The organism is Candidatus Methylomirabilota bacterium, from assembly GCA_035709005.1.
GTDB lineage: Bacteria > Methylomirabilota > Methylomirabilia > Rokubacteriales > CSP1-6 > 40CM-4-69-5.
This window is the reverse complement of record DASTFB010000002.1, coordinates 1-23,017: the sequence shown is the minus strand read 5'-3', so window position 1 is coordinate 23,017 and position 23,017 is coordinate 1. Positions and strand designations below refer to the sequence as shown.

Annotated in this window: 24 protein-coding genes; 12 read left to right on the top strand and 12 right to left on the bottom strand. The window is 70.8% G+C overall.

What is annotated here, in order from left to right:
* Window positions 1–3 precede the first annotated feature (3 nt).
* Entirely contained in the window at window positions 4–1,722 is a 1,719-nt protein-coding gene (gene polX / locus VFR64_00410; GenBank protein ID HET9488203.1) for a DNA polymerase/3'-5' exonuclease PolX, read from the bottom strand.
* A gap of 25 nt (window positions 1,723–1,747) precedes the next feature.
* Between polX and VFR64_00405 the strand changes: the two genes are divergently transcribed.
* From VFR64_00405 to VFR64_00375, 7 genes are read left to right on the top strand one after another with little or no spacing between them, the layout of a single operon-like run.
* Window positions 1,748–2,116: a hypothetical protein gene (locus VFR64_00405; GenBank protein HET9488202.1), complete on the top strand. Its 369-nt coding sequence runs from the start codon at window positions 1,748–1,750 to the stop codon at window positions 2,114–2,116.
* Between the two features lie 13 nt (window positions 2,117–2,129).
* Window positions 2,130–2,312, top strand: a complete 183-nt coding sequence (locus VFR64_00400; protein HET9488201.1) for a hypothetical protein — start codon at window positions 2,130–2,132, stop codon at window positions 2,310–2,312.
* Window positions 2,309–3,118, top strand: coding sequence for a cobalamin-binding protein (locus VFR64_00395; GenBank protein ID HET9488200.1), 810 nt, complete (start codon window positions 2,309–2,311; stop codon window positions 3,116–3,118). Before VFR64_00400 ends, VFR64_00395 begins: the two co-directional genes overlap by 4 nt.
* 46 nt (window positions 3,119–3,164) lie before the next feature.
* A complete protein-coding gene (locus VFR64_00390; protein HET9488199.1) occupies window positions 3,165–3,578 on the top strand; it encodes an Hsp20/alpha crystallin family protein in 414 nt (137 codons plus the stop codon).
* Window positions 3,578–6,022, top strand: coding sequence for an endopeptidase La (lon, locus tag VFR64_00385; GenBank protein ID HET9488198.1), 2,445 nt, complete (start codon window positions 3,578–3,580; stop codon window positions 6,020–6,022). Before VFR64_00390 ends, lon begins: the two co-directional genes overlap by 1 nt.
* Before the next feature lie 25 nt (window positions 6,023–6,047).
* Window positions 6,048–6,893 carry an aldo/keto reductase gene (locus tag VFR64_00380; GenBank protein ID HET9488197.1) on the top strand — a complete coding sequence of 282 codons (846 nt, stop codon included), beginning with the start codon at window positions 6,048–6,050 and terminating at the stop codon, window positions 6,891–6,893.
* A gap of 16 nt (window positions 6,894–6,909) precedes the next feature.
* Window positions 6,910–7,317 carry a pyridoxamine 5'-phosphate oxidase family protein gene (locus tag VFR64_00375; protein HET9488196.1) on the top strand — a complete coding sequence of 136 codons (408 nt, stop codon included), beginning with the start codon at window positions 6,910–6,912 and terminating at the stop codon, window positions 7,315–7,317.
* Here VFR64_00375 and VFR64_00370 read toward each other — a convergent pair.
* The 3 genes from VFR64_00370 to VFR64_00360 are packed head-to-tail and all read right to left on the bottom strand — an operon-like array spanning window position 7,298 to window position 10,328.
* Complete coding sequence (locus tag VFR64_00370) at window positions 7,298–9,640, bottom strand: xanthine dehydrogenase family protein molybdopterin-binding subunit (GenBank protein HET9488195.1); 2,343 nt, start codon at window positions 9,638–9,640, stop codon at window positions 7,298–7,300. The genes VFR64_00375 and VFR64_00370 overlap by 20 nt on opposite strands.
* Window positions 9,641–9,662: 22 nt before the next feature.
* On the bottom strand, window positions 9,663–9,815 hold the full coding sequence (locus tag VFR64_00365) for a hypothetical protein (GenBank protein HET9488194.1): 153 nt from the start codon (window positions 9,813–9,815) through the stop codon (window positions 9,663–9,665).
* Window positions 9,816–9,818: 3 nt separating this feature from the next.
* Window positions 9,819–10,328, bottom strand: a complete 510-nt coding sequence (locus VFR64_00360) for a RidA family protein (GenBank protein HET9488193.1) — start codon at window positions 10,326–10,328, stop codon at window positions 9,819–9,821.
* 41 nt (window positions 10,329–10,369) lie between these two features.
* On the opposite strand from VFR64_00360, the gene VFR64_00355 reads away from it, so the two are divergent.
* Window positions 10,370–11,140: a hypothetical protein gene (locus VFR64_00355; protein HET9488192.1), complete on the top strand. Its 771-nt coding sequence runs from the start codon at window positions 10,370–10,372 to the stop codon at window positions 11,138–11,140.
* 283 nt (window positions 11,141–11,423) lie between these two features.
* Here VFR64_00355 and pfp read toward each other — a convergent pair whose 3' ends face one another.
* Complete coding sequence (gene pfp / locus VFR64_00350) at window positions 11,424–12,662, bottom strand: diphosphate--fructose-6-phosphate 1-phosphotransferase (protein ID HET9488191.1); 1,239 nt, start codon at window positions 12,660–12,662, stop codon at window positions 11,424–11,426.
* 182 nt (window positions 12,663–12,844) lie between these two features.
* Between pfp and VFR64_00345 the strand changes: the two genes are divergently transcribed.
* Both VFR64_00345 and VFR64_00340 read left to right on the top strand, forming a co-directional pair.
* A complete protein-coding gene (locus VFR64_00345; protein HET9488190.1) occupies window positions 12,845–13,648 on the top strand; it encodes a transporter in 804 nt (267 codons plus the stop codon).
* Between the two features lie 2 nt (window positions 13,649–13,650).
* Window positions 13,651–14,172, top strand: coding sequence for a hypothetical protein (locus VFR64_00340; GenBank protein HET9488189.1), 522 nt, complete (start codon window positions 13,651–13,653; stop codon window positions 14,170–14,172).
* A 21-nt stretch (window positions 14,173–14,193) separates the two neighbouring features.
* Here VFR64_00340 and VFR64_00335 read toward each other — a convergent pair whose 3' ends face one another.
* From VFR64_00335 to VFR64_00310, 6 genes are read right to left on the bottom strand one after another with little or no spacing between them, the layout of a single operon-like run.
* The gene (locus VFR64_00335; protein ID HET9488188.1) at window positions 14,194–15,222 is read right to left on the bottom strand and encodes a zinc-binding dehydrogenase; all 1,029 of its coding nucleotides are present in this window, start codon (window positions 15,220–15,222) and stop codon (window positions 14,194–14,196) included.
* The gene (ccrA, locus tag VFR64_00330) at window positions 15,219–16,460 is read right to left on the bottom strand and encodes a crotonyl-CoA carboxylase/reductase (protein HET9488187.1); all 1,242 of its coding nucleotides are present in this window, start codon (window positions 16,458–16,460) and stop codon (window positions 15,219–15,221) included. The genes VFR64_00335 and ccrA overlap by 4 nt, the downstream gene beginning before the upstream one ends.
* 24 nt (window positions 16,461–16,484) lie before the next feature.
* Entirely contained in the window at window positions 16,485–17,501 is a 1,017-nt protein-coding gene (locus tag VFR64_00325) for a TIGR03617 family F420-dependent LLM class oxidoreductase (protein HET9488186.1), read from the bottom strand.
* Window positions 17,502–17,514: 13 nt separating this feature from the next.
* Window positions 17,515–18,465, bottom strand: a complete 951-nt coding sequence (locus VFR64_00320; GenBank protein HET9488185.1) for an amidohydrolase family protein — start codon at window positions 18,463–18,465, stop codon at window positions 17,515–17,517.
* The gene (locus VFR64_00315) at window positions 18,462–19,646 is read right to left on the bottom strand and encodes a CoA transferase (protein ID HET9488184.1); all 1,185 of its coding nucleotides are present in this window, start codon (window positions 19,644–19,646) and stop codon (window positions 18,462–18,464) included. Before VFR64_00315 ends, VFR64_00320 begins: the two co-directional genes overlap by 4 nt.
* On the bottom strand, window positions 19,643–19,798 hold the full coding sequence (locus VFR64_00310; GenBank protein HET9488183.1) for a hypothetical protein: 156 nt from the start codon (window positions 19,796–19,798) through the stop codon (window positions 19,643–19,645). The genes VFR64_00315 and VFR64_00310 overlap by 4 nt, the downstream gene beginning before the upstream one ends.
* Before the next feature lie 105 nt (window positions 19,799–19,903).
* On the opposite strand from VFR64_00310, the gene VFR64_00305 reads away from it, so the two are divergent.
* Window positions 19,904–20,953, top strand: coding sequence for a cupin domain-containing protein (locus VFR64_00305; protein ID HET9488182.1), 1,050 nt, complete (start codon window positions 19,904–19,906; stop codon window positions 20,951–20,953).
* A gap of 4 nt (window positions 20,954–20,957) precedes the next feature.
* Window positions 20,958–21,980 carry an EamA family transporter gene (locus tag VFR64_00300; protein ID HET9488181.1) on the top strand — a complete coding sequence of 341 codons (1,023 nt, stop codon included), beginning with the start codon at window positions 20,958–20,960 and terminating at the stop codon, window positions 21,978–21,980.
* A 29-nt stretch (window positions 21,981–22,009) separates the two neighbouring features.
* On the opposite strand, the gene VFR64_00295 is transcribed toward VFR64_00300, so the two are convergent.
* A complete protein-coding gene (locus VFR64_00295; protein ID HET9488180.1) occupies window positions 22,010–22,930 on the bottom strand; it encodes a LysR family transcriptional regulator in 921 nt (306 codons plus the stop codon).
* Between the last annotated feature and the right edge of the window lie 87 nt (window positions 22,931–23,017).

Sequence of the window (23,017 nt, the reverse complement as noted above, 5' to 3'; positions counted from 1 at the left end):
CGGTCAACGCGCGTGGTGGGTGGCCAGGAGCAGGTCGGCGAGCGGCCGCGCGTTGAGAATGTGCCCGGGACCGAGCCACGCGCGCCGGGCGACGGCCAGGCCCAGCTCGAGGTTGTCCAGGTTGGACAGGTAGTGGGTGTCGGTGTTCACGGCGATGGGGATGCCGAGCTCGGCGGCCCGGCGGGCGTGCACGTCGTTCAGATCCAGGCGATCGGGCGAGGCGTTGATCTCCAGAGCCTTGCCATGCCGAGCCGCTGCGGCGAACACGGCCTCCAGGTCGACGTCGTACGGTTCCCGGGATCCGATGAGCCGCCCGGTAGGGTGGGCCAGGACGTCCACGTGCGGGTTCTCCAGGGCGCGAACGATGCGCGTCGTCATCTCGGCGCGAGTCTGGCCGAACCGAGCGTGCACCGCCGCCAGCACGATGTCCAGCTCGCCGAGCACCTCGTCGGGGAAGTCCATCGTGCCGTCCGCCAGGATATCGCACTCGGTGCCGGCGAGGATGCGGATCCGAAACCGGGGCTGCAGCTCCCGGATCCGGGCCACCTGGGCCCGCAGCTGCTCGATGCCCAGTCCGCCGGCGATGGTCGTGGACTGCGAGTGATCGGACACGACGATGTACGCGTAGCCTCGCCGCTCGGCGGCCTCCACGAGCTTCTCCAGGGACAGGTGGCCGTCCGACCAGTCGGTGTGAGCGTGCAGATCGCCCCGGATCGCCTCGGCCGTCACCAGCTGGGGCAGGCGGCCGGCGCGCGCGGCCTCGAGCTCCCCGGCGTCTTCCCGCAGTTCTGGGGGGATCCAGCCGAGCCCCACCGCGGCGTAGACGTCCTCTTCGGTAGCCCCGGCCAGCCGCGCCCCCGTGCGCTCGTCGAACACCCCGTACTCGCTGATGCTCCGTCCCTGCCGGCGGGCGAGCTCGCGCAGCCGGACATTGTGCTCGCGGGACCCCGTGAAGTACTGCAACGCGGCCCCCAGCGCCTGGGGCTCCACCACGCGCAGGTCGATCTGGAGCCCCTCCTGATGGCGCACGGACGCCCGGGTGTCGCCGTGGGCGAGAACCTCCCGGACCGAGGGCAGCGTGACGAGCGTCTTGATGACCCGAGCCGGCTCGGTCGAGGTGACCAGGATGTCGATGTCCTTCACCGTCTCCCGGCAGCGGCGCAGCGAGCCGGCCACCTCGATGTGCTCGACGCCGCCGTGGGCCCGCAGCGCCTCGACGACCTGGGCGGCGACCGCCCGGGCCCGGACCAGCAGGGTGCGGGAGCGCCCGGCCCGCCAGGCGGCGATGCCCTTGAGGATGTTCTCGCACGTCTTCTCGCGCACGCCGGGCAGCGCGCGAATTTCCCCGGACCGGCACACCTGCTCCAGGCGATCGACCGAGTCCACGCCCAGCCGGTCCCAGAGGAGCCTGGCCGTCTTGGGCCCCAGCCCGCGTACCTCCAGCAGGCTGAGGAAGGCGGGGGGAAGATCCGCCCGCATGGCCTCGAGCCGGGCCAGCCGTCCCGTGGCGAGGTACTCGTCGATCCGGGCGCCCAGGTCAGGGCCGATTCCGGGCAGCGTGGTGAGCTGGCTTCGGGCGGCCACGGCGGCCACGTCCTCGGTGAGGCTCTCCAGCGTCTGCGCCGCTCGCTGATAGGCGCGCATGCGAAACCGGCTCTCGTTCTTCACCTCGAGGAGGGCCGCCATCTCGTAGAAGAGGCGGGCGATCTCGAAGTTTTTCACGGCCACATGATACACTCGCGCCGCTGTGATTGCCGGCTGGTGCTGGGAGCTGATCGAGCCATACCTGCGGCGTAATCTTCTCAACGGCGGTATCGCGCGCCCCACCCGCGCGCAGCTGCTCCAGGAGTTCGGGCGGGTCTGGCCGGCGTGCACCGTCACCGTCGGCGTGCAGGAGCCGCATGCGGGGACGATCCGCTTCAAGTGGCTGGCCCGCCTGACGCCGGCGGAGATGGGGCCGTTTCTCGAGGATCCGGCCGGGTGGCTGGGGGCGCACTACGGCGGCGGCAAGTTCAAAATGAACCTGCACCACGGGATGCATTTCGTCAGCACCAAGAACTTCAAACCGGAAGGCGAGCCGCGCTGGCGAGACGTCCCCGAGCTGGCGCTGGACTGAGCCAGGAGCACCCATGCCCAGCGACGGGACGCGCCGCCTGCTGAAGGTCTTTGGGATCGCCGTCACCAACCTGGAAGACGCCATCGATCGCCGGGCGCCGGTGGAGGAGGTGGCCAGGCTCGACGCCGAGCTGGCCGAGCGGATGCGCGACGTCATCGCGTTCGTGGAGCGCCTGCGCAGCCGCCGCATCGGGTGAGCCTGCTCGTCGACGCTTCCGGCGTGGCTCTGGCCGCGGCGGGGCCGCGCCGTCGCATCGTGTCGCTCATTCCCAGCACCACCGAGACGCTCTGCGCGCTCGGTCTGGCCGACGCGCTGGTCGGGGTGACCGCCTACTGTCGGGAGCCGGCGGCCATCGTCCGGAGCAAGACGCGGGTGGGGGGCGAGAAGACACCCGACCTCGAGACGATCCGGGCCCTCGCGCCCGACCTGGTCGTGGCCAACATCGAGGAGAACGTGCGCGAGCACATCGACACGCTGCGCCGATGGCAGATCCCGGTGTGGGTCACCCATCCGCGCACCGTCGCCGAGGCCATCCGGATGATCCGGCAGCTCGGAACGGTGACGGGGACGGAAGCCCGGGCCACCGCGCTCGCCGACGAGCTGGACGCTCGGCTGGCCGAGGTCGGCGTCCGGATCGCCGGCCGCCCCCCCGTCTCCGTGTTCTACGCGATCTGGCGTGAGCCGTGGATGACAATCGGCGCCGACACGTACATCCACGACATGCTGCGCGTCTGCGGCGCCGGCAACGTGTTCGCCGACCATGACCGGTACCCCGCCGTGACGCTGGAGGAGGTGGCGGCACGCCGGCCCCAGCTCATCCTGCTGCCCGACGAGCCATTCCGCTTCCGCGAGGCCCATCGCCGGGACTTCGCCCGCTTCGGCGATGTCCCGGCCGTGGCCAACGGACGCATCCATCTCGTCGACGGCAAGCCGTTCTCCTGGCATGGGCCCCGGATCGCGGAGGCCCTTCGCACCGTGCCGCGCCTGCTCTGGCCCGGTTGACCTGAGCGGGCCGGGTGAGACAATCAGGGCGGACACTCCACGCGCGATGCGCTATCGACGCCTGACCTACCGCTACACGATGGTGGTGCGCTCGGGCCACACTGCGCCGTTCGGCGATCTGTGGCTGAGCCATGGCCCCCGCTTTCTCGTGCAGTCCCGCTGGCGCCCCGACGCGGACACCTGGGAGACGGCGACCGCCCTCGAGGTGATCGTGGACCTGGCCGGCGTCGAGGAGGACGCCGTCGAGGTGCAGCTGTTCGAGGACGTGCTGGTGGTCGAAGGCGACCGCCACCTTCCCGCGTGCCAGCGCGAAGCCATCTACCACGCGGCGACCATCCGGCAGGGGCCGTTCCGGGTGGAGGTGCCGTTGCCGAGCCCGGTGGACGCCGAGCGGGTCCACGTGCGCTATGACCGCGGCCTGCTCCACATCACGCTGCCCAAGGTATCTGAGCGCCACTGATGGCCATCCCGCCGCCTCCCTCCGGCCGCATCGCCATTCCTGACGTGCTGCCTATCCTGCCGCTGCGGGAGGCCGTGGTGCTGCCGCTGACGGCGATGCCCCTGGCCGTGGGACAGCCGCGGTCGTTGAAGCTCGTCGATGAGGTCATGCGCGGCAACCGGCTCCTGGGCCTGGTCGCGCAGCGGGAAGCCAAGCCGGAGCCCGCCAACCCCGAAGACCTCTACGGGGTCGGTACGGTCGGGGTGATCCACCAGCTGGCCCGGGTTCCCGACGGCAGCGTGCGCCTGATGGTCCAGGGCCTCGAGCGCATCCGGATCGTGGACTGGGTCGGCACGGAGCCCTACCTGGTGGCGCGGATCGAGGAAGTCCCGGACCCGAACGGCCAGGCCTCGGAGTCGGAGCCGCTGCGGCACGCTGTGGCGGAGATCTTCCGCCGGCTCGTCGAGGTCTCCCCCGATCTGCCCGACGAGCTGGCCGTCGCCGCCGAGAATGTGAGCGATTCCCGGCACCTGGCCTACTTCGTCGCCTCGGTGGTGCCCTTCGACGTGGCCACCCGGCAGGCCGTGCTCGAAACGGATCCCCTCTCGGCCAAGCTTCGCCGGCTGGTCGATCTGCTGCAGCGCGAGCTGGCCGTGCGCGAGCTGGGCCGCAAGATCACCACGGAGACCCAGGAGCGTCTCACGAAGCAGCAGCGCGAGTTCTATCTGCGCGAGCAGCTCCGCTCCATCCAGCGCGAGCTGGGTGAGGCCGAAGGGGGAGACGACCAAGCCGCCGAGCTCCGGCGCCGGATCGAGGAGGCCGGCTTGCCCGAGGAAGCGCGACGTGAGGCCGAGCGCGAGCTGAGCCGCCTGGCGGGGATCCCGGCCGCGTCGCCCGAGCACGGCATGATCGTCACCTACCTGGAGTGGCTGGCCAGCCTGCCCTGGAGCAAGCTGAGCGGCGGCGCCATCGACATCCGCCGGGCCCGGGAGGTCCTGGACGAAGATCACTACGATCTCGAGAAGATCAAGGACCGGATCCTCGAGTACCTGGCCGTCAAGAAGCTTCGCGAAGAACGCGCGAGCCGGCCACCCGAGGCCTCGGGGACGCCGGCCCCGGCCACGCCGCCCCGCGTGAGCGGCGACACGCCGGCCCGGGAGCCGATCCTCTGCTTCGTGGGTCCGCCCGGCGTCGGCAAGACCAGTCTGGGGCAGAGCATCGCCCGGGCCCTGGGCCGGCAGTTCGTGCGCATGTCGCTGGGCGGCGTCCGCGACGAGGCGGAAATCCGTGGCCATCGGCGGACCTACATCGGGGCCATGCCCGGCCGGATCATCCAGGGCATCCGCCGCACCGAGACGCGCGATGCCGTCTTCATGCTGGACGAGATCGACAAGATCGGCGCCGACTGGCGCGGCGACCCCTCCTCGGCCCTGCTCGAGGTCCTCGACCCCGCCCAGAACCACACGTTCGTCGACAACTATCTGGGGGTCGCCTTCGACCTCTCGCAGATCCTGTTCATCGCCACGGCGAACACGCTCGACACCATCCCCGGCCCCCTGCGCGACCGCATGGAGATCCTGGTGCTGTCGGGGTACACGGATGCGGAGAAGCTCGGCATCGCGACACAGTATCTGATTCCCAAGCAGCTGGCCGCCCACAGCCTGGCCGAGACCGAGCTCAGCTTCGAGCCGGAAGCCCTGCGCCAGATCGTGCGCGGGTACACGCGCGAGGCCGGCGTGCGCAACCTGGAGCGGGAGATCGCCACCGTGGCCCGGAAGGTGGCGCGCCGTCTCGCCGAGGGGCACCGGGAGCCGGTGCGGATCACCCCCGACAACGTGGTCGAGTATCTGGGCCGACCGCGGTTCTTCGACGAGTCGATCGAGCGGACCAGCCGTCCGGGAGTCGCCACGGGGCTGGCCTGGACGCCCACCGGCGGCGACGTCCTGTTCGTGGAAGTCACCATGATGCCGAGCAGCGAGGAGCGGCTCGTCCTTACCGGCATGCTGGGCGACGTCATGCGCGAGAGCGCCCAGGCCGCCGTGTCCTACTTGCGCTCGAACGCGGAGGCGCTCGACATCGATCCCAAGCTCTTCGAGGGCAAGACCATCCACGTGCACGTGCCGGCCGGGGCCATTCCCAAGGACGGCCCCTCGGCCGGCGTCACCATGATGACCGCGCTGGCCTCGCTGGCCAGCGGCCGGCCGGTACGGCCCGACGTGGCCATGACAGGCGAGATCACGCTCCGCGGCAAGGTCTTGCCCGTGGGCGGGATCAAGGAGAAGGTCCTGGCGGCGCACCGGGCCGGGATTCGCACGGTCATCCTGCCTCAGCGCAACGAGCGGGACCTGGAGGACGTGCCCGAGGAGCTACGCCGGGACATGTCGTTCATCCTCGTCAACGATGCGGCCGAGGTCTTGCGGGCGGCCCTCATGCCGGCCGCGGCGAGCGTGCCCTCGGCGGGCTAGCGGGCGGCGTCCGCCACGTCCTCCCATGGAACGGCGCCGATTCGTCTCCGGCGGTCCCGAGGTGGCGGTGATCGGGCAGGGAACCTGGAACCTGGAGCGGGACGACCGGGCCCGCGCGATCGCCGCCCTGCGCCGGGGCCTCGATCTCGGCATGACGCACATCGACACCGCCGAGATGTACGGCTCGGGGCGCGTGGAGGAGATCGTGGCGGAGGCGATCGCCGGGCGTCGTGATGCCGTCTTCCTGGTCTCCAAGGTCCTGCCCGAGCATGCCTCGCGCAAAGGCACGCTGGCCGCGTGCGAGCAGACGCTCGGCCGCCTGCGCACCGATCGCCTGGACGCGTACCTTCTGCACTGGCGGGGCCAGCACCCGCTGGCCGACACGATCGCGGCGTTCCAGCAGCTCCGGCGCGATGGCAAGATCCTCGCCTGGGGCGTGAGCAATTTCGACGTCGCCGACCTCGAAGAAGCCTGCAAGCTGGGCGGTGAGGACCGTCCCGTCTGCAACCAGGTGCTCTACCACGTGAACGAGCGGGCCATCGAGCACGCCGTGCTGCCGTGGTGCGAAGAGCACGGCATCGCGGTGGTCGGCTACAGCCCGTTCGCCGAGGGACGCTTCCCCGGCCCCCGTACCCGGGGTGGCCGCGTGCTCCAGCGGATCGCCGCCGACCACGACGCGACGCCGCGTCAGGTCGCGCTGGCCTTCCTGGTGCGGCGGCCGTCGCTCTTCGCGATCCCCAAGGCCGGCCGGCCCGAGCACACCGCGGAAAACGCGGGCGCCGGAGCGCTCCGGCTGACCGGGGCCGAGCTGGCCCAGATCGACGTGGCCTTCCCCCGCGGCCGCCGCCCCCGCCACTTGCCGATGTCCTAGACGAACAGGTGCCGCCATGCGATTGACGAAGAAGGTCCGCAGGCTCCTCGCCGGGGAACGCGTGTGCCGGGTGGCCACGACCAGCGCCGATGGCACGCCCCATCTCGTCCCGGTGTGCCATGTCCTGGCCGGCGACAAGCTCTACTTCGGGTCCAGCGACGACGCCCGCAAGGTCGCCAACCTCCGCGCCAACGACCGGATCGCGCTGACGGTGGACCTGTACTCCGAAGACTGGTCGCGTCTCACCGGGATCATGGTCCTGGGCAGGGCGACGCTCATCACCCGCGGTCCCCGCTTTCAGACGGCGCGGGCGCGCCTCTACGAAAAGTATCCGCAGTACGCCGAGGAGGCCGCGCTGTCGCCCTCCGACTCCGTCATCGTGGAGGTGACGCCGACGCAGGTCTTCACCTGGGGCCTCGACTGATCATCGCGAACAGCGCCGCCGGCCGCACCGGGGTGCTGGTGATGCGCACGCCGAAGGGGGCCAGGGCGTCCTCGATGGCGTTGGCGATGGCCGGCGGCGGCGAGATGGCGCCGCCCTCGCCCAGCCCTTTGGCGCCCAGGGGATTCCGGGGAGACGGGAACTCCAGGTGCACCGTCTCGATGAAGGGCAGCTCGGCCGCGATGGGCACGGCATAATCCATGAGGCTGCCGGTCAGGAGCTGGCCCGACCCGTCGTAGACCATCTCCTCCCCCAGCGCGCCCCCTACGCCCTGAGCGACGCCGCCGTGGACCTGTCCGTCGACGATGATCGGATTGATCACCTTGCCGCAGTCGTGCGCGACCACGTACCTCAGCAGCCGAACGCGCCCGGTGTCGGGGTCGGCCTCGACCTGGGCGACGTGGACGGCGCTCGCGTAGGTCACCGTGGGCACGTGATGGTAGGCGCTGGCCTCGAAGTCGGGCGGGGCCACGCCCGGGCGGGCGAAGGTGGGAAGCGAGGCCTGGATCACCCGGGCCAGCGGCAACGCGGTGGCCGGAGCTCCGCGAACGGCGACCATGCCGTCGTCGATCTCGATGTCGGCAGGCGCCGCCTCCAGCAGCGTGGCCGCGGCCCGCACCAGCTTGTCACGCACCTGGTGGCAGGCGTCGGCGATGGAGTTGCCCGCCGTGACCGCGCTGCGGCTGGCGAACGTTCCCACGCCGAAGGCCACCGCGGCCGTGTCGCCCCCGACCACCGTCACCCACTCGAGCGGGATGCCCAGGGCGTCGGCGGCGACCTGGGCGAACGAGGTCTCGTGGCCCTGGCCGGAGCTGACGGCGCCGGTGGCGACGGTGGCCCGTCCGGTGAGGTCGAGCTTCACCGTGGCGCCCTCGTAGGGGCCGATGGCCGTGCCCTCCACGTAGCCCGAGAGGCCGATACCCTGATAGACCCCCTGGGCGCGCAGGCGCGGCTGGGCGGCGCGGAACGTCTCGTAGTCGGCAGCCTCGAGGGCCGCCTCCAGGGCGCCGCGGAAGTCGCCGCTGTCGTACACGAGCGAGTTTCCGTCGCGGTAGGGCATGCCCAGGTCCCAGGGCAGCTCGTCGGCGCGGAGGTAATTCCGCCGCCGGAGCTCGGCGGGGTCCATTCCCAGCTTGTGCGCCAGGTGGTCGACGATGCGGTCCATCGCGAAGACCGTCTCGGGCCGCCCCGCCCCTCGGTACGGCGCGTTGGTCGTCTTGTTGGTGACGATGCCCTGGACCTCGACCTGCATGTCGCGGATGCGATGCGGGCCGATCAGGTGGGCCACCGTGTTGTAGGGCAGCACGATGCCCCACGAGTTGTAAGCGCCGAGGTCGACCCAGATCCGGTCGCGCAGGGCCAGCATCGTGCCGTCGCGGGCCGCCGCCAGCGCGATCTCGTGGATCTGGTCACGGGCGTGGGCCGCGGCCATCATGTGCTCGCGCCGATCCTCGATCCACTTGACCGGGCGTCGCAGGGCCATGGCGGCCAGGGGGACAAGCACGTCCTCGGGGTAGCCGGCGGCCTTGGTGCCGAAGCCTCCTCCGAGATCGGGCGCAATGACGCGGATCTTGTGGTGGGGCAGGCGCAGGATGTCGGCCAGGCCCTGCTGGACGAAGTGGGACACCTGCGTGCTGTTCCAGGTGGTGAGCGTGCCGTCGCGCCGGTCCCACTGGGCGATGACCCCGCGCGTCTCGACCGGCATGCCGACGTAGCGCTGGGTGGTGAAGGTCTCGCTCACGACGACGTCGGCCCGGGCGAAGGCCGCGGCGGTGTCGCCGATGGCATGGGTGAAGCCGACGGCGACGTTGGTGCCCCACTCGGGATGGATCAGCGGCGCCCCGGACGCGGCGGCCGCCCGCACGTCCACGGCCGGGGGCAGGGGCTCCCACTCCACGGAAACCCGCGCGGCCGCGTCCTCGGCCCGGGCGGGGCTGTCCGCCACGACCATCGCGACGATTTCGCCGACGTGTCGGGCCCGGTCGCGGCACAGCGCGTACTGCGGGGCCTGCCGGAACTCGAAGGCGATCGCCGCGGCCAGGCCCGGGGGCGGCGCGCCGAACAGGGGCAGCGGCGCCATCCCGCGCTCGAGCGTGGCGAAGGTGAACACGCCGGCCACGCCGGCCGCGCGCGCGGCCTCCTCCGTACGAATCGCGCGGATCCGGGCGTGCGCATGCGGGGAGCGCACGAAGGCGGCATGGAGCAGACCGGGCAGCGTGATGTCGTCGATGAAGCGGCCCTCGCCACGGAGGAACCGCGGATCCTCGCGACGGCGGACGGCGGCTCCGAAATACCTGGCGCCCATCAGCGTGCGGCGGCGACGGCCCCTAGGGCTTGTGGCGGGCGGGCAGCAGCCAGTCGAGCCACGGCGCGACGGCGCTGATGAACAGGCCGGGGATCGCCACGGCCGTGATGACGCCCAGGATGCCGAGGAACACCAGGGAGATGGCCACGGCCGCGAGGTCGAAGAGGAGGTCCATTCGCTATTCCACCTCGAGGATCATCTCGATCTCCACGGGGATCCCCATGGGCAGCTCGGCCATGCCGACGGCCGAGCGCGCGTGCTTGCCGGCGTCCCCGAACACCTCGACCATCAGGTCGGAGAAGCCGTTGATGACTTTGGGCTGCTCGGTGAACCCCTCGGCGGAGTTCACCATGCCGAGGACTTTGACCACGCGCTTGACGCGGTCGAGGCTGCCCAGGGACGCGCGCGTCGTGGCCAGCAGATTGAGCCCGACCTCGCGGGCAGCCTTGTAGCCCTGCTCGACGGACAGGTCGCGGCCGAGCTTGCCGCGGACCGCCGGCTTGCCCTCGCTGCGCACAGGGCCGTGGCCGGCCAGGAAGAGCAGGTTTCCCACCCGGACGGCGCCGACGTAGTTGGCCAGCGGCGTAGCCGGCGGGGGCAGCGTGAGGTTGAGCTCCTTGAAACGGGCCTCGGCGCCCATGGTCGCGCGTCCTCCCTCGAGCGAGAAGTGATGAAAGAGCGCGGCCATCGTGGCACAGTGTCGGGGTGTCCGTCAAACCATCGCCCGCGGTGCCGGTGCCCGCGGCCTCCCTCGTCCTGCTGCGTGATCGCCCCGGGGGCGGTGTCGAGACGCTGCTGATCCAGCGCAATCACCGCAGCCGCTTCGCCCCCGGCGACTTCGTGTTCCCGGGCGGCAAGATCGAGGGGGCCGACACTCCGGCCGACGCCGACGCCTGGTGCGCCGGGCCCGATCCGGCGGCCGCGGCCGCCCGGCTGGGGTTGTCGGACCCTACCAGCGCCCTGGGCTACTGGATCGGCGCCGTTCGCGAGGCCTTCGAAGAGGTCGGCGTGCTGCTCGCGTACGGCGGCGGCGGCCGGCCGGCGTCGCTGGAACGCGCCCGGATGCTCGACCACCGTCAGGCCTGTCAGCGCGACCACCGGGCGTTCTGGGAGTTACTGCGCCGCGAGCGCTTGACGCTGGCCACCGATCAGCTCGTCTACTTCGCGCACTGGATCACCCCCGAGGAGCGGCCGTTGCGCTACGACACGCGGTTCTTCGCCGCCCCGATGCCCGCGGGACAGGACGCGGAAGCCGACGAGCACGAGATCATCGCGGTGCGGTGGCTCACCCCGGCCGAAGCGCTGCAGGCGCGTGCTCGCGGCGAGATCTCGCTCAGGCTGCCGACGGTGAGGAATCTGGAGCTGTTCGAGGGCGCCGCCTGCACCGCCGAGGTCTTGGCCCGTGTCGGCGAGCGGCCGGTGACGCCGATCCGTCCCCGTCTGCTCACGAGCGAAGGCCAGCCCCGAACCCTGCTGCCCGGCGACCCGGGCTATTACTGACTGACGTTCGCGCGGGCCAGGGAGATTATCGTCGGCTGGGGTGAAGCTCGCGGCTCGGGGGGTGGGGTCCGAGCGACCCGTTTCTCTACAACTCTGACGACGCGCTACGTGAGGTGTGGACCGCGCTACGCTGACACTCTACGCCAACCGCGTGGTCGCCGGACCCCACCTCGGGACAGATATCGCGGGTGTGCAAGGCCGGAGCCCCTGATCGTAGGCCAGAAACGCGAAGCGGCCCCGGCCGTCGCGGTCGATCGTCCTCAGATACACGAGCGGTTTCCTCCTAGCGCTTGACGGCGGGGCCGAAACGGGCGAGGAACGCCTCTTCGCTCAGCTTCCCGGCCTTGGCCAGCGCCGCCAGCGCCTGCGGATCGTCCAGGTCTTCCGGCTTGAGCCGGATCATGTAGGCATTGAGCGTCTGGTACATCTCGGATTCCACGTTGACGTACCGCACGCGGATCCGGCCGGTGCGCGAGTCCATCATGAGCCCGAAGGGGACGGGCACCAGCCGACCGGCCTGGATGGTGACCATGGCGTTGCTGCCGCCTTCCAGCAGGAAGCGGGTGGCCCAGTAGCCCAGGCTCCGACAGTACTGGATGTCGTGGGCCCCCGGCGGAGCGCAGCGCAGCTCGTAGCCGAGGTCCTTGTCCACGATGCTGACCTCGATGTCGCGGGCCCGCAGGCTGGCCGTCACACGCTCCTTGACCATCCGGCCGAGCTCGAGCTCGGTGAGGCGCACGTTGCCGTACTGATCCCGCTCCACCGGCCCCAGCGTGGCCGGGTCCAGCTTCTCGGCCAGCCCCTCGCTCAGGATGGCCACGCCGTGCTGCCGTCCGTGCGCCCGGCGCTTGATGATGGCGCCTTCCAGCACGTCGACGAGCCGGTCCAGGCTGATGCGCGGCTCGGCGAACTCCTCGGCGATGACCGTCAGCGTGGCGCCGGCGGCGCCCCCGATGCCGAGGGCCAGGTGACCGGCGTGGCGACCCATCACGGTGACGAAGAACCACCGCTCGGTGGTCGCGGCATCCTGCATCAGGTTGCGCACGAGCTCCATGCCCAGGTTGCAGGCGGTGGTGAAGCCGAACGTCACGATGTCGCTGGGCAGGGGCAGGTCGTTGTCGATCGTCTTGGGGACGTGGGCCACGGTGAGTCCGGGCATGGTCTTGGCCAGGCGGGAAGCCGCGTAGGCGGTGTCGTCGCCCCCGATGGTGATGAGATGGTCGACGCTGAGCCGCTTGAGGGCGTCGGCCACCTGGGCCACGCCATCGGGGGTGCGGGTCGGATTGGTCCGCGAGGTTCTCAAGATCGACCCGCCCTCGAAGTGGATGCGCGACAGGTCGTTGATACCGAGCTCCACGACGTGCTCGGTATCGCCCTGAGCCAGCCACCGGAAGCCGTCGTAGCAACCGAGCACGCGCACCCCGTGGTTGCGAGCTTCGATCGTCGCTGCGGCGATGACGGCGTTGATGCCGGGGGCCGGCCCGCCGCCTACGAGAATGGCCAGCGTGTTGTCGATGCTCATGCCGGATCCCAACCTGCTCAGCCTATCGTACGGGATCCGTCAAACGCCGACCGCACAATTTGAGAGGGCCCGCGTTGCCGGCCCTCGGGGTCGGGACTATACTGCCGCTAGCGTCGCAGGGCGGCTCCGAGACCGCGCGGTGTCCGAGGCCGACGCATATTCCCGACAGGTCAGGAGGGGCGGTGGCTCCACGGCGGACACTCCGCGTTGTCGGCCCGGTCCTCGCGGTGCTGCTGCTCGACACGACGGCCGGCTGGGCCGAGCGCGAGCATTTCCAGCTGAAGGTCGGCGCCGGCTACGACCAGGGCGATTTCGGAACGTCCGAGACGACGCACACCGCCTACGCCCCCGTCACGTTGCGTTACCTCGGCGAGCGCTTCGACGTGGGCGCGACGGCCCTCCTCATCTACCTCGACTCGCCCGAAGGTATCACGATCGTGGACGGGCGGCCGACCCTCACCGGCGAGGGCGACGGGCGAGACCAGGTCGTGGGGTTCGGCGACACGATCATCCGCGCCCGGTACTTTTTGGTGGACGATCCCGGACCCGGCTCGTGGTACGGCGCGCTGGCGCCGTTCGTCAAGGTCAAGGTGCCGACCGGCGACGAAGACCGCGGGCTGGGGACCGGCGAGTATGATTTCGGCGTCGGCGTGGAGTTCGACAAGCAGTTCGCCGAGATCTTCTTCGTCTTCGGTGACGTCAGCTACACGTTCATGGGCGATCCCCCGGACGAGGACTTCCGTGACCGTCCGGGCGCCAGCCTGGGTCTGGCCGTCCGGCTGGGGACGGTCACCGCCAGCACCATGCTCGACTGGCGCCGGGCCCTGCTGTCCGGCGACGACGACCCGCTGGAGGTGCTGGGCGCGCTCGCGGTCAAGGCCTCGCCGACAACCACCATCACCCCCTACGCGTTCATTGGACTGACGGACGGCAGCCCCGACTGGGGCCTCGGGTTCGAGATGTCGTACCGCTTCGGGAGGTGGTAATCATGAATCACAACGTGAGCTTCAGCGTCCAACGGGCGCTGCTCGTGATCGTGTTCGCGGGGGCGGCTGCCGGCCTGGCCGGGGCCACTTCAGGACCGGCGTTCGCCGAGGAACCGCAGCCGACGCCGTTTCAGGCGATGCCTCCTGTTCTGGCGACGCCGCCTCAGGTGTCGGCCAGCGTGCCCTACGAGGCGGACGTCGTCGTGGGTGACCCCGAGCAGCAGAAGCGGCGCGCGCGGCGGACCGAGTGGCTGGAAGACTTCGAGCGCCTCGAAGGGGCCGAGCGGTTCGACGCCTTCGAGCCGGTGGCCGTCCCGGATCGCATCGACCGTCCGCAGCCCGTCGAGCGTCTGACGGCGCCGGAGCGGCCCACGACGGTCGAGCGGCCCACGACGTTCGAGCGGCCGACGACGGTCGAGCGGCCGACGAGGGTAGAGAAGCCGACGAAGGTGGAGAAGCCGACGAAGGTCAGCCCTCCGAGCCGCCTGGCCCGGCCCCCGAGGGTCGGCCGGCGCGGCCGCTAGTCGCGCCGGTCCTCCGGCGGGTCAGACCTGGAGCACGATCTTGCCGAACTGCTCGCCGGCGGCCAGGCGCTGCTGGGCGGCGGCGCCGTCCTTGAGCGGCACCACCTCGTCGATGATGGGCCCGAGCCGGCCCTCGAAGAGCAGCCGCACGACGGTGTCGAACTCTGCCCGGTTGGCCATCGTCGAGCCGACGATGTGCAGCTGGTTCCAGAAGACGATCCGGATGTCGGTCTCGCCGATGGGGCCGGTGGTGGCCCCGCAGGTGACCAGGCGGCCGCCCCGGCGCAGCGCGCGCAGCGACTGTTTCCACGTGGCCGCGCCCACGTTTTCGATGATCACGTCCACGCCGCGCCGCCCGGTCTTGTCGCGCACGACCCGGGCCCAGTCCTCTTTCGCGTAATTGATACAGACGTCGGCGCCGAGCTGGCGGGCCCGCTCGAGCTTGGCGTCGTTGGAGGAGGTCACCCAAACCCGCGCCCCGCACAGCCGGGCGATCTGCACCGCCGCCGACGACACCCCGCCGCCCACGCCGAGGATGAGCACGTCCTGGCCGAGCCGGACCTGCCCCTGGGTCACGATCATCCGCCACGCCGTCATGTTGGTCAGCACGAAGGCGGCGGCCTCCTCGTAGGAGACGTGATCGGGCAGGCGCCGCACGTTGGCGGCCGGCACCTTGACGTACTCGGCCAGCCCGCCGGGGACGTGCTCGCCGACGAGCCGGTACTCCGCGCACAGGCAGTCCTCGCCCTGCAGGCAAAACTCGCACCGGCCACAGGACAGACTCGGGTTCACCACGACGCGCTGGCCCACCGGCACGTCGCGGACGTCGGCGGCCACCGCGGCCACGTCGCCGGCGATGTCGCAGCCGGTCCAGAATGGCAGCGGGGTCTTGAGCGCGGGGAGGCCCGCGCGCACGAGGAGGTCCAGGTGATTCAGCGCGCAGGCCCGGACGCCGACCACGATCTCGCCGGGCCCGGCCACGGGGTCGGGGACGTCCCGCAGAGCCAACTCCTCAGGTCCCCCGAACGCCGTGAACGCCAGGGCCTTCATCCGGCGCGTCCCTGCCCAGGTTCCCGTGCGTTCACCAGTACGGCCATGTTGCCGTAGGGGTGTTTGTTGTCGTGCATGAGCTGGTGGCAGTGGGGGATGTCGTCGAAGCGGTAAGTCTGGCTGAGGGCCGGGTCGACCTTGCCGGCGGCGACGAGGCTGGTCACCGCCGCGGCCTGCTCATCGTTCGAGAGGTGGCTGCCCTGCAAGCGCTTCTGGCGCATCCAGTGGTAGCGCAGGTCCATCGTCACGTTGTAGCCGGTGGTGCCCGCGCAGATCACGATCATGCCGCCGGTGGCGCAGACGAAGCCGGAGGTCGGCAGGGTCGATTCTCCGGGGTGCTCGAAGACGATCCTGGGACTGACCCGCTCGCCGAGCGCATCCCAGATCGCCTTGCCGAAGGCGCGGGCGCCCTTGGCCCATTCCCCGTAGGCCCGGGCGTCCTTGGTGTCGGGCAAGGGACCCCAGTGGGTGAACTGCGTGCGGTTGATCACGCCCACGGCGCCGTGCTCGAGACAGAACTTCCGCTTGGCCTCGTCGGAAACGACCGCGATGGCCCGGCCGCCCCGGGCGTGGGTGATCTCCAGCGCCATGCTGCCCAGCCCCCCGGCGGCGCCCCAGACGAGGACCACGTCGCCGGGCTCCACCACGTGTGGCGGCCAGCCCACGAGCATCCGCCAGGCGGTGGAGGCGCAGAGCAGGAAACAGCCCGCTTCTTCCCAGGTCAGGCGCGCCGGCTTGGGTACGCACTGGTGCGCCTGGGCCCGAGCGAACTGGCAGTAGGAGCCGTAGTTCGTCTGGTAGCCCCAGATACGGGTGCTCTCGGCCAGCATCGGGTCTTTGCCGGAGAGCACCCACGGATCGTCGGGTCGCCACCAGCCGCTGTGCACGATGATCTCGTCGCCGACCCTCACGTTGGTCACGCCGGGCCCCACCGCCCAGACGATGCCCGAGCAGTCGCTGCCGCCCGCGTGAAAGTCTTCGGGCTCCCCGAGCCGCTGGCGTTCGGCGATCACGTCGAGCGGGGCGCCCAGCGCCGCCCACACGTTGTTGTAGTTGATCCCCGAGGCCATCACATAGATGAGCACCTCGCCCTGGGCCAGGGGCGGGACGGGGATGACCTCGCGCCGCCAGGCGGTACGAGGCTCTCCGAACCGATCCTGGCGCACCACGTAGGCGTGCATCCGTGCCGGCACCTGGCCCAGCGGCGGCCGCTCTCCCAGATCGTAGAGATCCTGCATTGCTCTCCCCCGTTGGCGGTGGCTTCAGCCGTTGAACTGCTTCACCACGCGGGCCAGGCGCGGATCGTCCAGGCCGGGTTGGTGCGGCTGGTAGAACGCCGTCCGGTCCAGAAGCCCCGCGTAGCGGTCCTCGAGGCGGCTCGCGATGGTGTCCCAGCTTGCCGTCACCGCGTAGGTGTCGACCATCTCGTCGGTGATCAGCCGGGCCATGCCCGCCCAGTCGCCCTCGACGGACTTGCGGTGCAGGTGAGGGACCAGGTCCTGCCAGCCGTGGGCCGCCAGCACGGGCTCGTAGGTTCGGGTCGAGGCGTAGAAGGCGATCTGCTGGCGGACGGCCTCGCGCTGCGGCCTGAGCTCGTCCTCGGTATCACCGATGATCACGAAACTCTGTGTGCTGTAAGTGAAATCAGCCCGCGTGCGTCGGGACTTACGAAACCCCTCCTCGACGGCGGGCTGCACGTACTCACGAAGGTACTTCGGGCTGTTGAACGGGTGCACGCTCAGCCCCTCGCACACCTCGCCGGCCACCCGGCACATGGCGGCGTTCACGCCGGCCACGTACACGGGGATCTTGGGGTGCGCGATGGGGCCGGGGTTGAAGAAGGGCGTCATCAGGTCGAACCGATAGAACTGCCCCCTGAAGTTCAGCCGGGTTCCGTTCTGCCAGCAGTCCCAGATGGCCCGCAGCGCCAGCACGATCTCCCGCATCTTGGGCGCGGGCGACTCGAACTTCACCGAGAACCGCCGCTCGTTGTGGCCCTTCACCTGCGAGCCCAGGCCCAGGATGAAGCGGCCATCGGAGGCGTTCTGCAGGTCCCAGGCCGTGTGGGCCGTGAGCATGGGGCTTCGGGGAAAGGCGACGGCGATGGCGGTGCCGAGCTTGAGGCGCGTCGTCGCCGTGGCCGCCACGGCGAGGGGCAGGAACGGGTCGTGCTGGGTCTCGGAGGCCCACAGGCAATCGAACCCCAGCGCCTCCACGCGCCGGGCGTAATCGGGAATCGATCGCAGGTCGTGCGTCAGCATGCCGACGTCGAGCTTCATCGGTCGTCGGGCCTCACTTCACCCCGTACAGGCGGGCCGCGTTGGCATAGGCGACCTGTTCGGCGACGTCCGGGCGCAGCTCCCCCAGGATGCGCCGCGTCCAGCGCATGAGCCGGTCCAGCATGGCTGGCTCGAACAAGCGCGGCGACCAGACGTCCATGCCCATGACGAAGCGCTCGGGTCGGCGCTCGATCAGGGCCTTCCAGGCGGGATCGAGCGGGCCGTCTTCCGTGGCGAGACGGGGCTTTCGCTCGAAGTGCATGCCGGACAGGTCGACCATGAGATTGGGATTGCGCGCCAGAAGCCCGTCGAGCTGCTGGGGCCCGCTCTCGCCGGCGTGGGCCAGCACGATCGTCGCCGCGGGCGCCGCCTGGAGGGCCCGCTCCAGGGCGCCGGCGGCGCGATCGTTCAGGTCCTGGTGGATCACCACCGGCACCTTGCGGCGACCGGCGACGCCGAGGATCTTCAGGAAGGCGGGCCCGGACGGATCTCGGTCGATCTTCCGGGAGACCTGTCGCACGTGCACCTCGCCGATGGCCCGGGCCGAGCCCCGGGCGAGCTCGGCGTCGATGCGGGCGGCGGCCGCCTCGCTCTGGGGGTCGGGCAGGGGCAGACCGGGGATCACGCGATCGGGATGCTTCTTCACGGCCGCCGCGATGAAGGCGGGGTCGCTCTTCTGGATTCCGCCCACGCCCAGGAGCAAGACCTTGCTGACGTTGTTCCGCTGCATCGCCGCGACATACGCCTCGATGGCCCGGGCGTCCGGCACATGCGAGTGCGCATCGATCAGCGGCCCCGCATAATCCGCCGCCGCCACGGGCGTGGCCACAAGGATTGTTGCGACGCTGATCGCGTACGTGAACCACCGCCGACCGCGATTCCGGCGGGGCACGGGCGTGGCGCCAGCCGGGGCGCCCGTGCCCTGTTCAAAATCGCCCGTGCCCTGTCCAAAACCGCCCGTCACACCACTCCCTCGCGCCGCAGACCCTCCAGCTCGGTCTCGCCGATGCCGAGCGCCCCGTACACCTCGCGGTTGTGCGCCCCCAGCGGGGGACCGGGCCAGCGCACGGCGGCCGGCGAAGCGGACAGCCGCGGGGTCGGCGCGACCATCCGCACGCTGGCGAGTTCGGGGTCGGGGACATCCAGCAGCGTCCCCCGGGCCACCACCTGCGGATCCTTCGTGATGTCGGCCATGTCGTAGACGGGACTGGCGGTGAGGTTGACCGTCTCGAACAGGTGCTGCATCTGCTCGAGCGTCCGCTCGCCGATGGCGGCCGCGAGCGCGGCGTCCACCAGGTTGTTGTGGCGCACGCGGGCGTCGTTGGTGGTGAATCGCGGATCCGCGAGCAGGTGACCGAGGCCCAGCCCCGTGAACAGCGCCTCGGCCGAGGCCGGCGTGGAGGCGGAGAGCGCGACCCACTTGCCGTCACGGGTGCGATAGGTGCCGCGGGGGCTGGCGTTGTCGGAGCGGTTGCCCTGCCGCGCACGCAGGGTGCCGTCCTGGGCGAAGAGGGCGGCGTCGGGGCCCAGGACCGAGAGCAGCGGCTCGTAGAGCGAGATGTCGATCACCTGGCCGCGTCCGGACACTTGATCGCGCCAGCGCAGGGCGGTCAGCACGGCGGTGGCGCCGGACAGGCCCGCGATCATGTCGGCCATGGGGAACGAGGGGAGCGTGGGCGGGCCGTCCGCCGCGCCCGTCGTCGCGGCAAACCCGCTCATGGCCTCCACCATCGTGCCGAACCCCGGCCGGTCGCGGTAGGGACCGTCCTGTCCCCACCCGGAGACCCGTGCGAACACGAGTCGCGGGTTGATCGACGACAGCGCGTCCCAGCCCAGCCCCCACCGCTCGAAGGTCCCCGGCAGGAAATTCTCGATCAGCACGTCGGTATCGGCGACGAGCCGCCTGAGCAGCGCCTGGCCGCGCGCGTCGGCCAGGTTGAGCGTGACCGAGCGCTTGCCGCGCCCGTAGACTTTCCACCAGAGCTGCCCGCGCTCTTTGAGCCACGTGCGGAGCGGATCCCCGCTGCGGGGGTGCTCGACCTTGACCACGTCGGCACCGTGATCGGCCAGCACCGTCGCCAGCACGCCGCCCGCGACGAGCCGCGAGCAGTCGAGGACGCGCAACCCCTCCAGGGCCCGCGTCATCGGGTGGTCTTCCGGAGGTGCGAGGCCAGGGCTTCCATGAGCCGGGCCAGCGCTTCTTTCTCCGTGTGCCCCGTCACCGTCACCTGATAGGCGATGGCGGTGGCGACCCAATCGCCGGCCTCGTTCCGGTAGACCTCGACCTCGAACTGCACGCCGGAAGCTTACCGCAGAACCCTGGAATCGGCGCGGCGGGCCTTGAGCGCGGCCCTCCACGAGCCTGCCCGGGGACGCCTGCCGTACGGTAGAATCGCGCTACGATGGCGCGGCCGATGGTGAGCACCGACCAGGGCCTCCCGCCCGCGTACTCACAGGCGCTGGAGGCGCGCTCGCTCCGGCCGTTGTGGACGGCGCTGCACCGGCTCTTGCCTGCCGAGCGCGAGAGCCGGGCCGTGCCCTACCACTGGCGCTGGCGCGACGTCCGGCCCATGCTGCTGGGCGCCGCGCAGCTGATCGGGATCGAGCAGGCCGAGCGGCGCGTGCTGGCCCTCTGCAACCCCGGGCTCGGCGGCGAGTACGCCGTCACCCCAACCCTCTTCGCGGGCCTGCAGATCATCAATCCCGGCGAGACGGCGCCCAGCCATCAGCACACCCCGGCCGCCGTGCGTTTCATCGTCGAGGGCACGGGCGCCTACACCACCGTCGAGGGCGTGAAGTGTGTGATGGAGCCCGGTGATCTGATCATCACGCCGGCGATGCGCTGGCACGATCACGGCCACGAGGGCAAGGCGCCGGTGATCTGGCTGGACGGGCTCGACATCCCGCTGGTGCGGGCCTTCGACGCCAGCTGGGCCTCGCCGATGCGTCCGGCCGCGGCTCCGGTGACACAGACCGATTCCTCGACGGACGAGTTCACGGCGGCCGGACTGATCCCGCGATCGTGGCGCTATCCGAGCGGCGGGTATCCGCAGGTGCGCTGGCCGTGGCGGACGGTGCGGCAGGCGCTGGCCAACCTGGCCGCCGGCGCGCCCGCGCGGGCGCCCGTCGTGCTGCGCTACGTCAACCCCACCACGGGGCAGCCGCCGTTGCCGACCATGGGGGCCGAGGCCCACTGGCTGCGGCCGGGCAGCCGGACGCGGGCCGAGCGCCGGACGTCCAGCGCCGTTTACCACGTGGTGGAAGGCGAGGGAGAGAGCCGCGTCGGCAATGCCGCCTTCGCCTGGGCCCCGGGCGACACGTTCGTGGTGCCCGCCTGCACGTGGGTGGAGCACCGCGCCGCCTCGCGCACGACCCCGGCTTGCCTGGTCCAGTTCAACGACGAGCCGGCCGTCCGCGCCCTGGGGCTCTGGGACGAGGAGATCCGCCCCTAGCGCTTTGCCAGTCCTGCAAGCGATCGCTGCGGCACTGACGTTCGGGCTGAGCGCGCCCATCTCCAAAATCCTGCTCGACGAGGTCTCGCCTCTGTTACTGGCCGGCCTGCTGTATCTCGGTGCCGGCGTCTTTCTCTTCCTCGTTCGAGCTGTCGGCCCGCGCCCCCAGACGCGGCGGCTGCGGCCGCGTGAGCGGTGGGCGCTCTTCGGCGTCGTGGCGACTGGCGGCGTCCTGGCGCCCCCACTCCTGCTCTGGGGGCTGGCGCGCAGCCCGGCCAGCGCCACGGCGCTGCTTCTCAATCTGGAGGTGGTCTTCACGACGCTCCTCGCCGGCGCGGTGTTCGGGGAACGGCTGGGCCGTCGAGTGGTCGGCGCGGCTACGTTGATGGCTATCGCCGGGGCGGTGCTCGCGTGGCCGGGCGACCGCCTGGAATTCGCGCTGCCGTCATTGGCCGTGGCCGGCGCCTGCTTGCTCTGGGCGCTCGACAACAACCTGACCCGTCTCGTCGCCGACGCCGATGCCGTGCTCGTGGCCCAGGTGAAAGGCCTCGCAGCCGGCAGCGTGAATACGACGCTGGGGCTGGGCCGCGGCGACGCCATGCCGGGCGCGTCGGCGGTCCTCGCCAGCCTGGGGCTCGGTGCCGTCAGCTACGGCACGAGCCTCGTGCTCTTCATCCTCGCCATGCGCGGACTCGGCGCCGCGCGTACCGGGGCCTACTTCGCCCTGGCGCCGTTTTTTGGCGCCGCCGCCGCGGTGACGCTCCTCGCCGAGCCTCTCACCCCGTCGCTGGCCGTGGCGGCCGCGCTGATGAGCGTCGGGCTCTGGCTGCTCGTGCGTGAGCGCCACACGCACCGTCACCGACACCCCGCCGGCGTTCACGCCCACTGGCACGTCCACGACGAGCACCACTGGCACGCCCACGAGGGCTGGGAGGGCCCGGAGCCGCACAGCCACCCGCATGCGACGGGCCCGCTCGACCATGAGCATCCGCACGTACACGATCTCCACCACGGGGAGCCGCACTGAGGGAGCTGGGCAGCGGATCCTGAGGACTGTCAGTGTTTCTGTGAAGGAGCCAGACTGGGGGGCTTGCTCTCAACGGTGTCGAGGTGCCGCATGAAGGCGCGCGCGCTGGCCCCGAGCGCACGGCCCTCCTTGTGGATCACGTGAAAGTGCCTTCGGATCGGCAGTCCGCGAAGCCGTAGCGCGGCCAGCCGGCCGGTGGCCACCTCGCCAGAGATGGCGTAGACCGACACGAACGCGACTCCCAGCCCCGCGATCACCGCCTGCTTGATCGCCTCGGTGTGGCCCAGCTCCATCCGCACCGTGTACTTGATTCCGGCGTTCGCCAGCGAGCGTTCCGTGACGCGGCGGGTCGCGGAGCCTTCTTCCCGAACCAGCAGAGGTTGCTCCACGAGGACGGCTGGGGAAATGTCACGACGACGTGCCCACCGGTGGTGCGGCGGGACGACGAGGACGAGCTCGTCGACCAGGCCGGCGGCCAGACACGCTTCGCCTCGGGCCAGCTCGTGGCCGCCCACGATGCCCAGGTCGAGCTCGCCCGCCCTGACGCGCTGCTCGATGACCCCAGAGTTCGCGATGTCGAGCCGCAGCTCGATACCGGGATGGCGAGCGCGGAAGTCGCCGACGAGACCGGGTAGGAGATAGATTCCCGGGGTCGTGCTCGCGCCGATCAGAAGAGATCCGCGCGCGAGACCTTCCAGCTCGGTGACGGCCTGACGGGCATTCGCGATGTCGGACATGATCCGCGCGGCGTACGTCTCGAACACTCGCCCGGCTTCGGTGAGCGTGATGGCTCGCCCTCGGCGGGCGAAGAGCGCCGTGCCGAGCTCCTTCGCGAGCTCCTGCATGTGCTCGGACGCCGTCGGCTGGGACAGATGGATGCGACTGGCGCCCAGGCTGAAGCTCCTTTCCCGCGCCACAGCCAGGAAGACCTCGATCTGCCGCAGTGTCATCGGGTTTTCCCGATTCTTAGAATCTGAAAGATATATTGGACCCTATACGAATGCCCGGCGTAAAACAAGGGTCGTGAAATCCAGCGA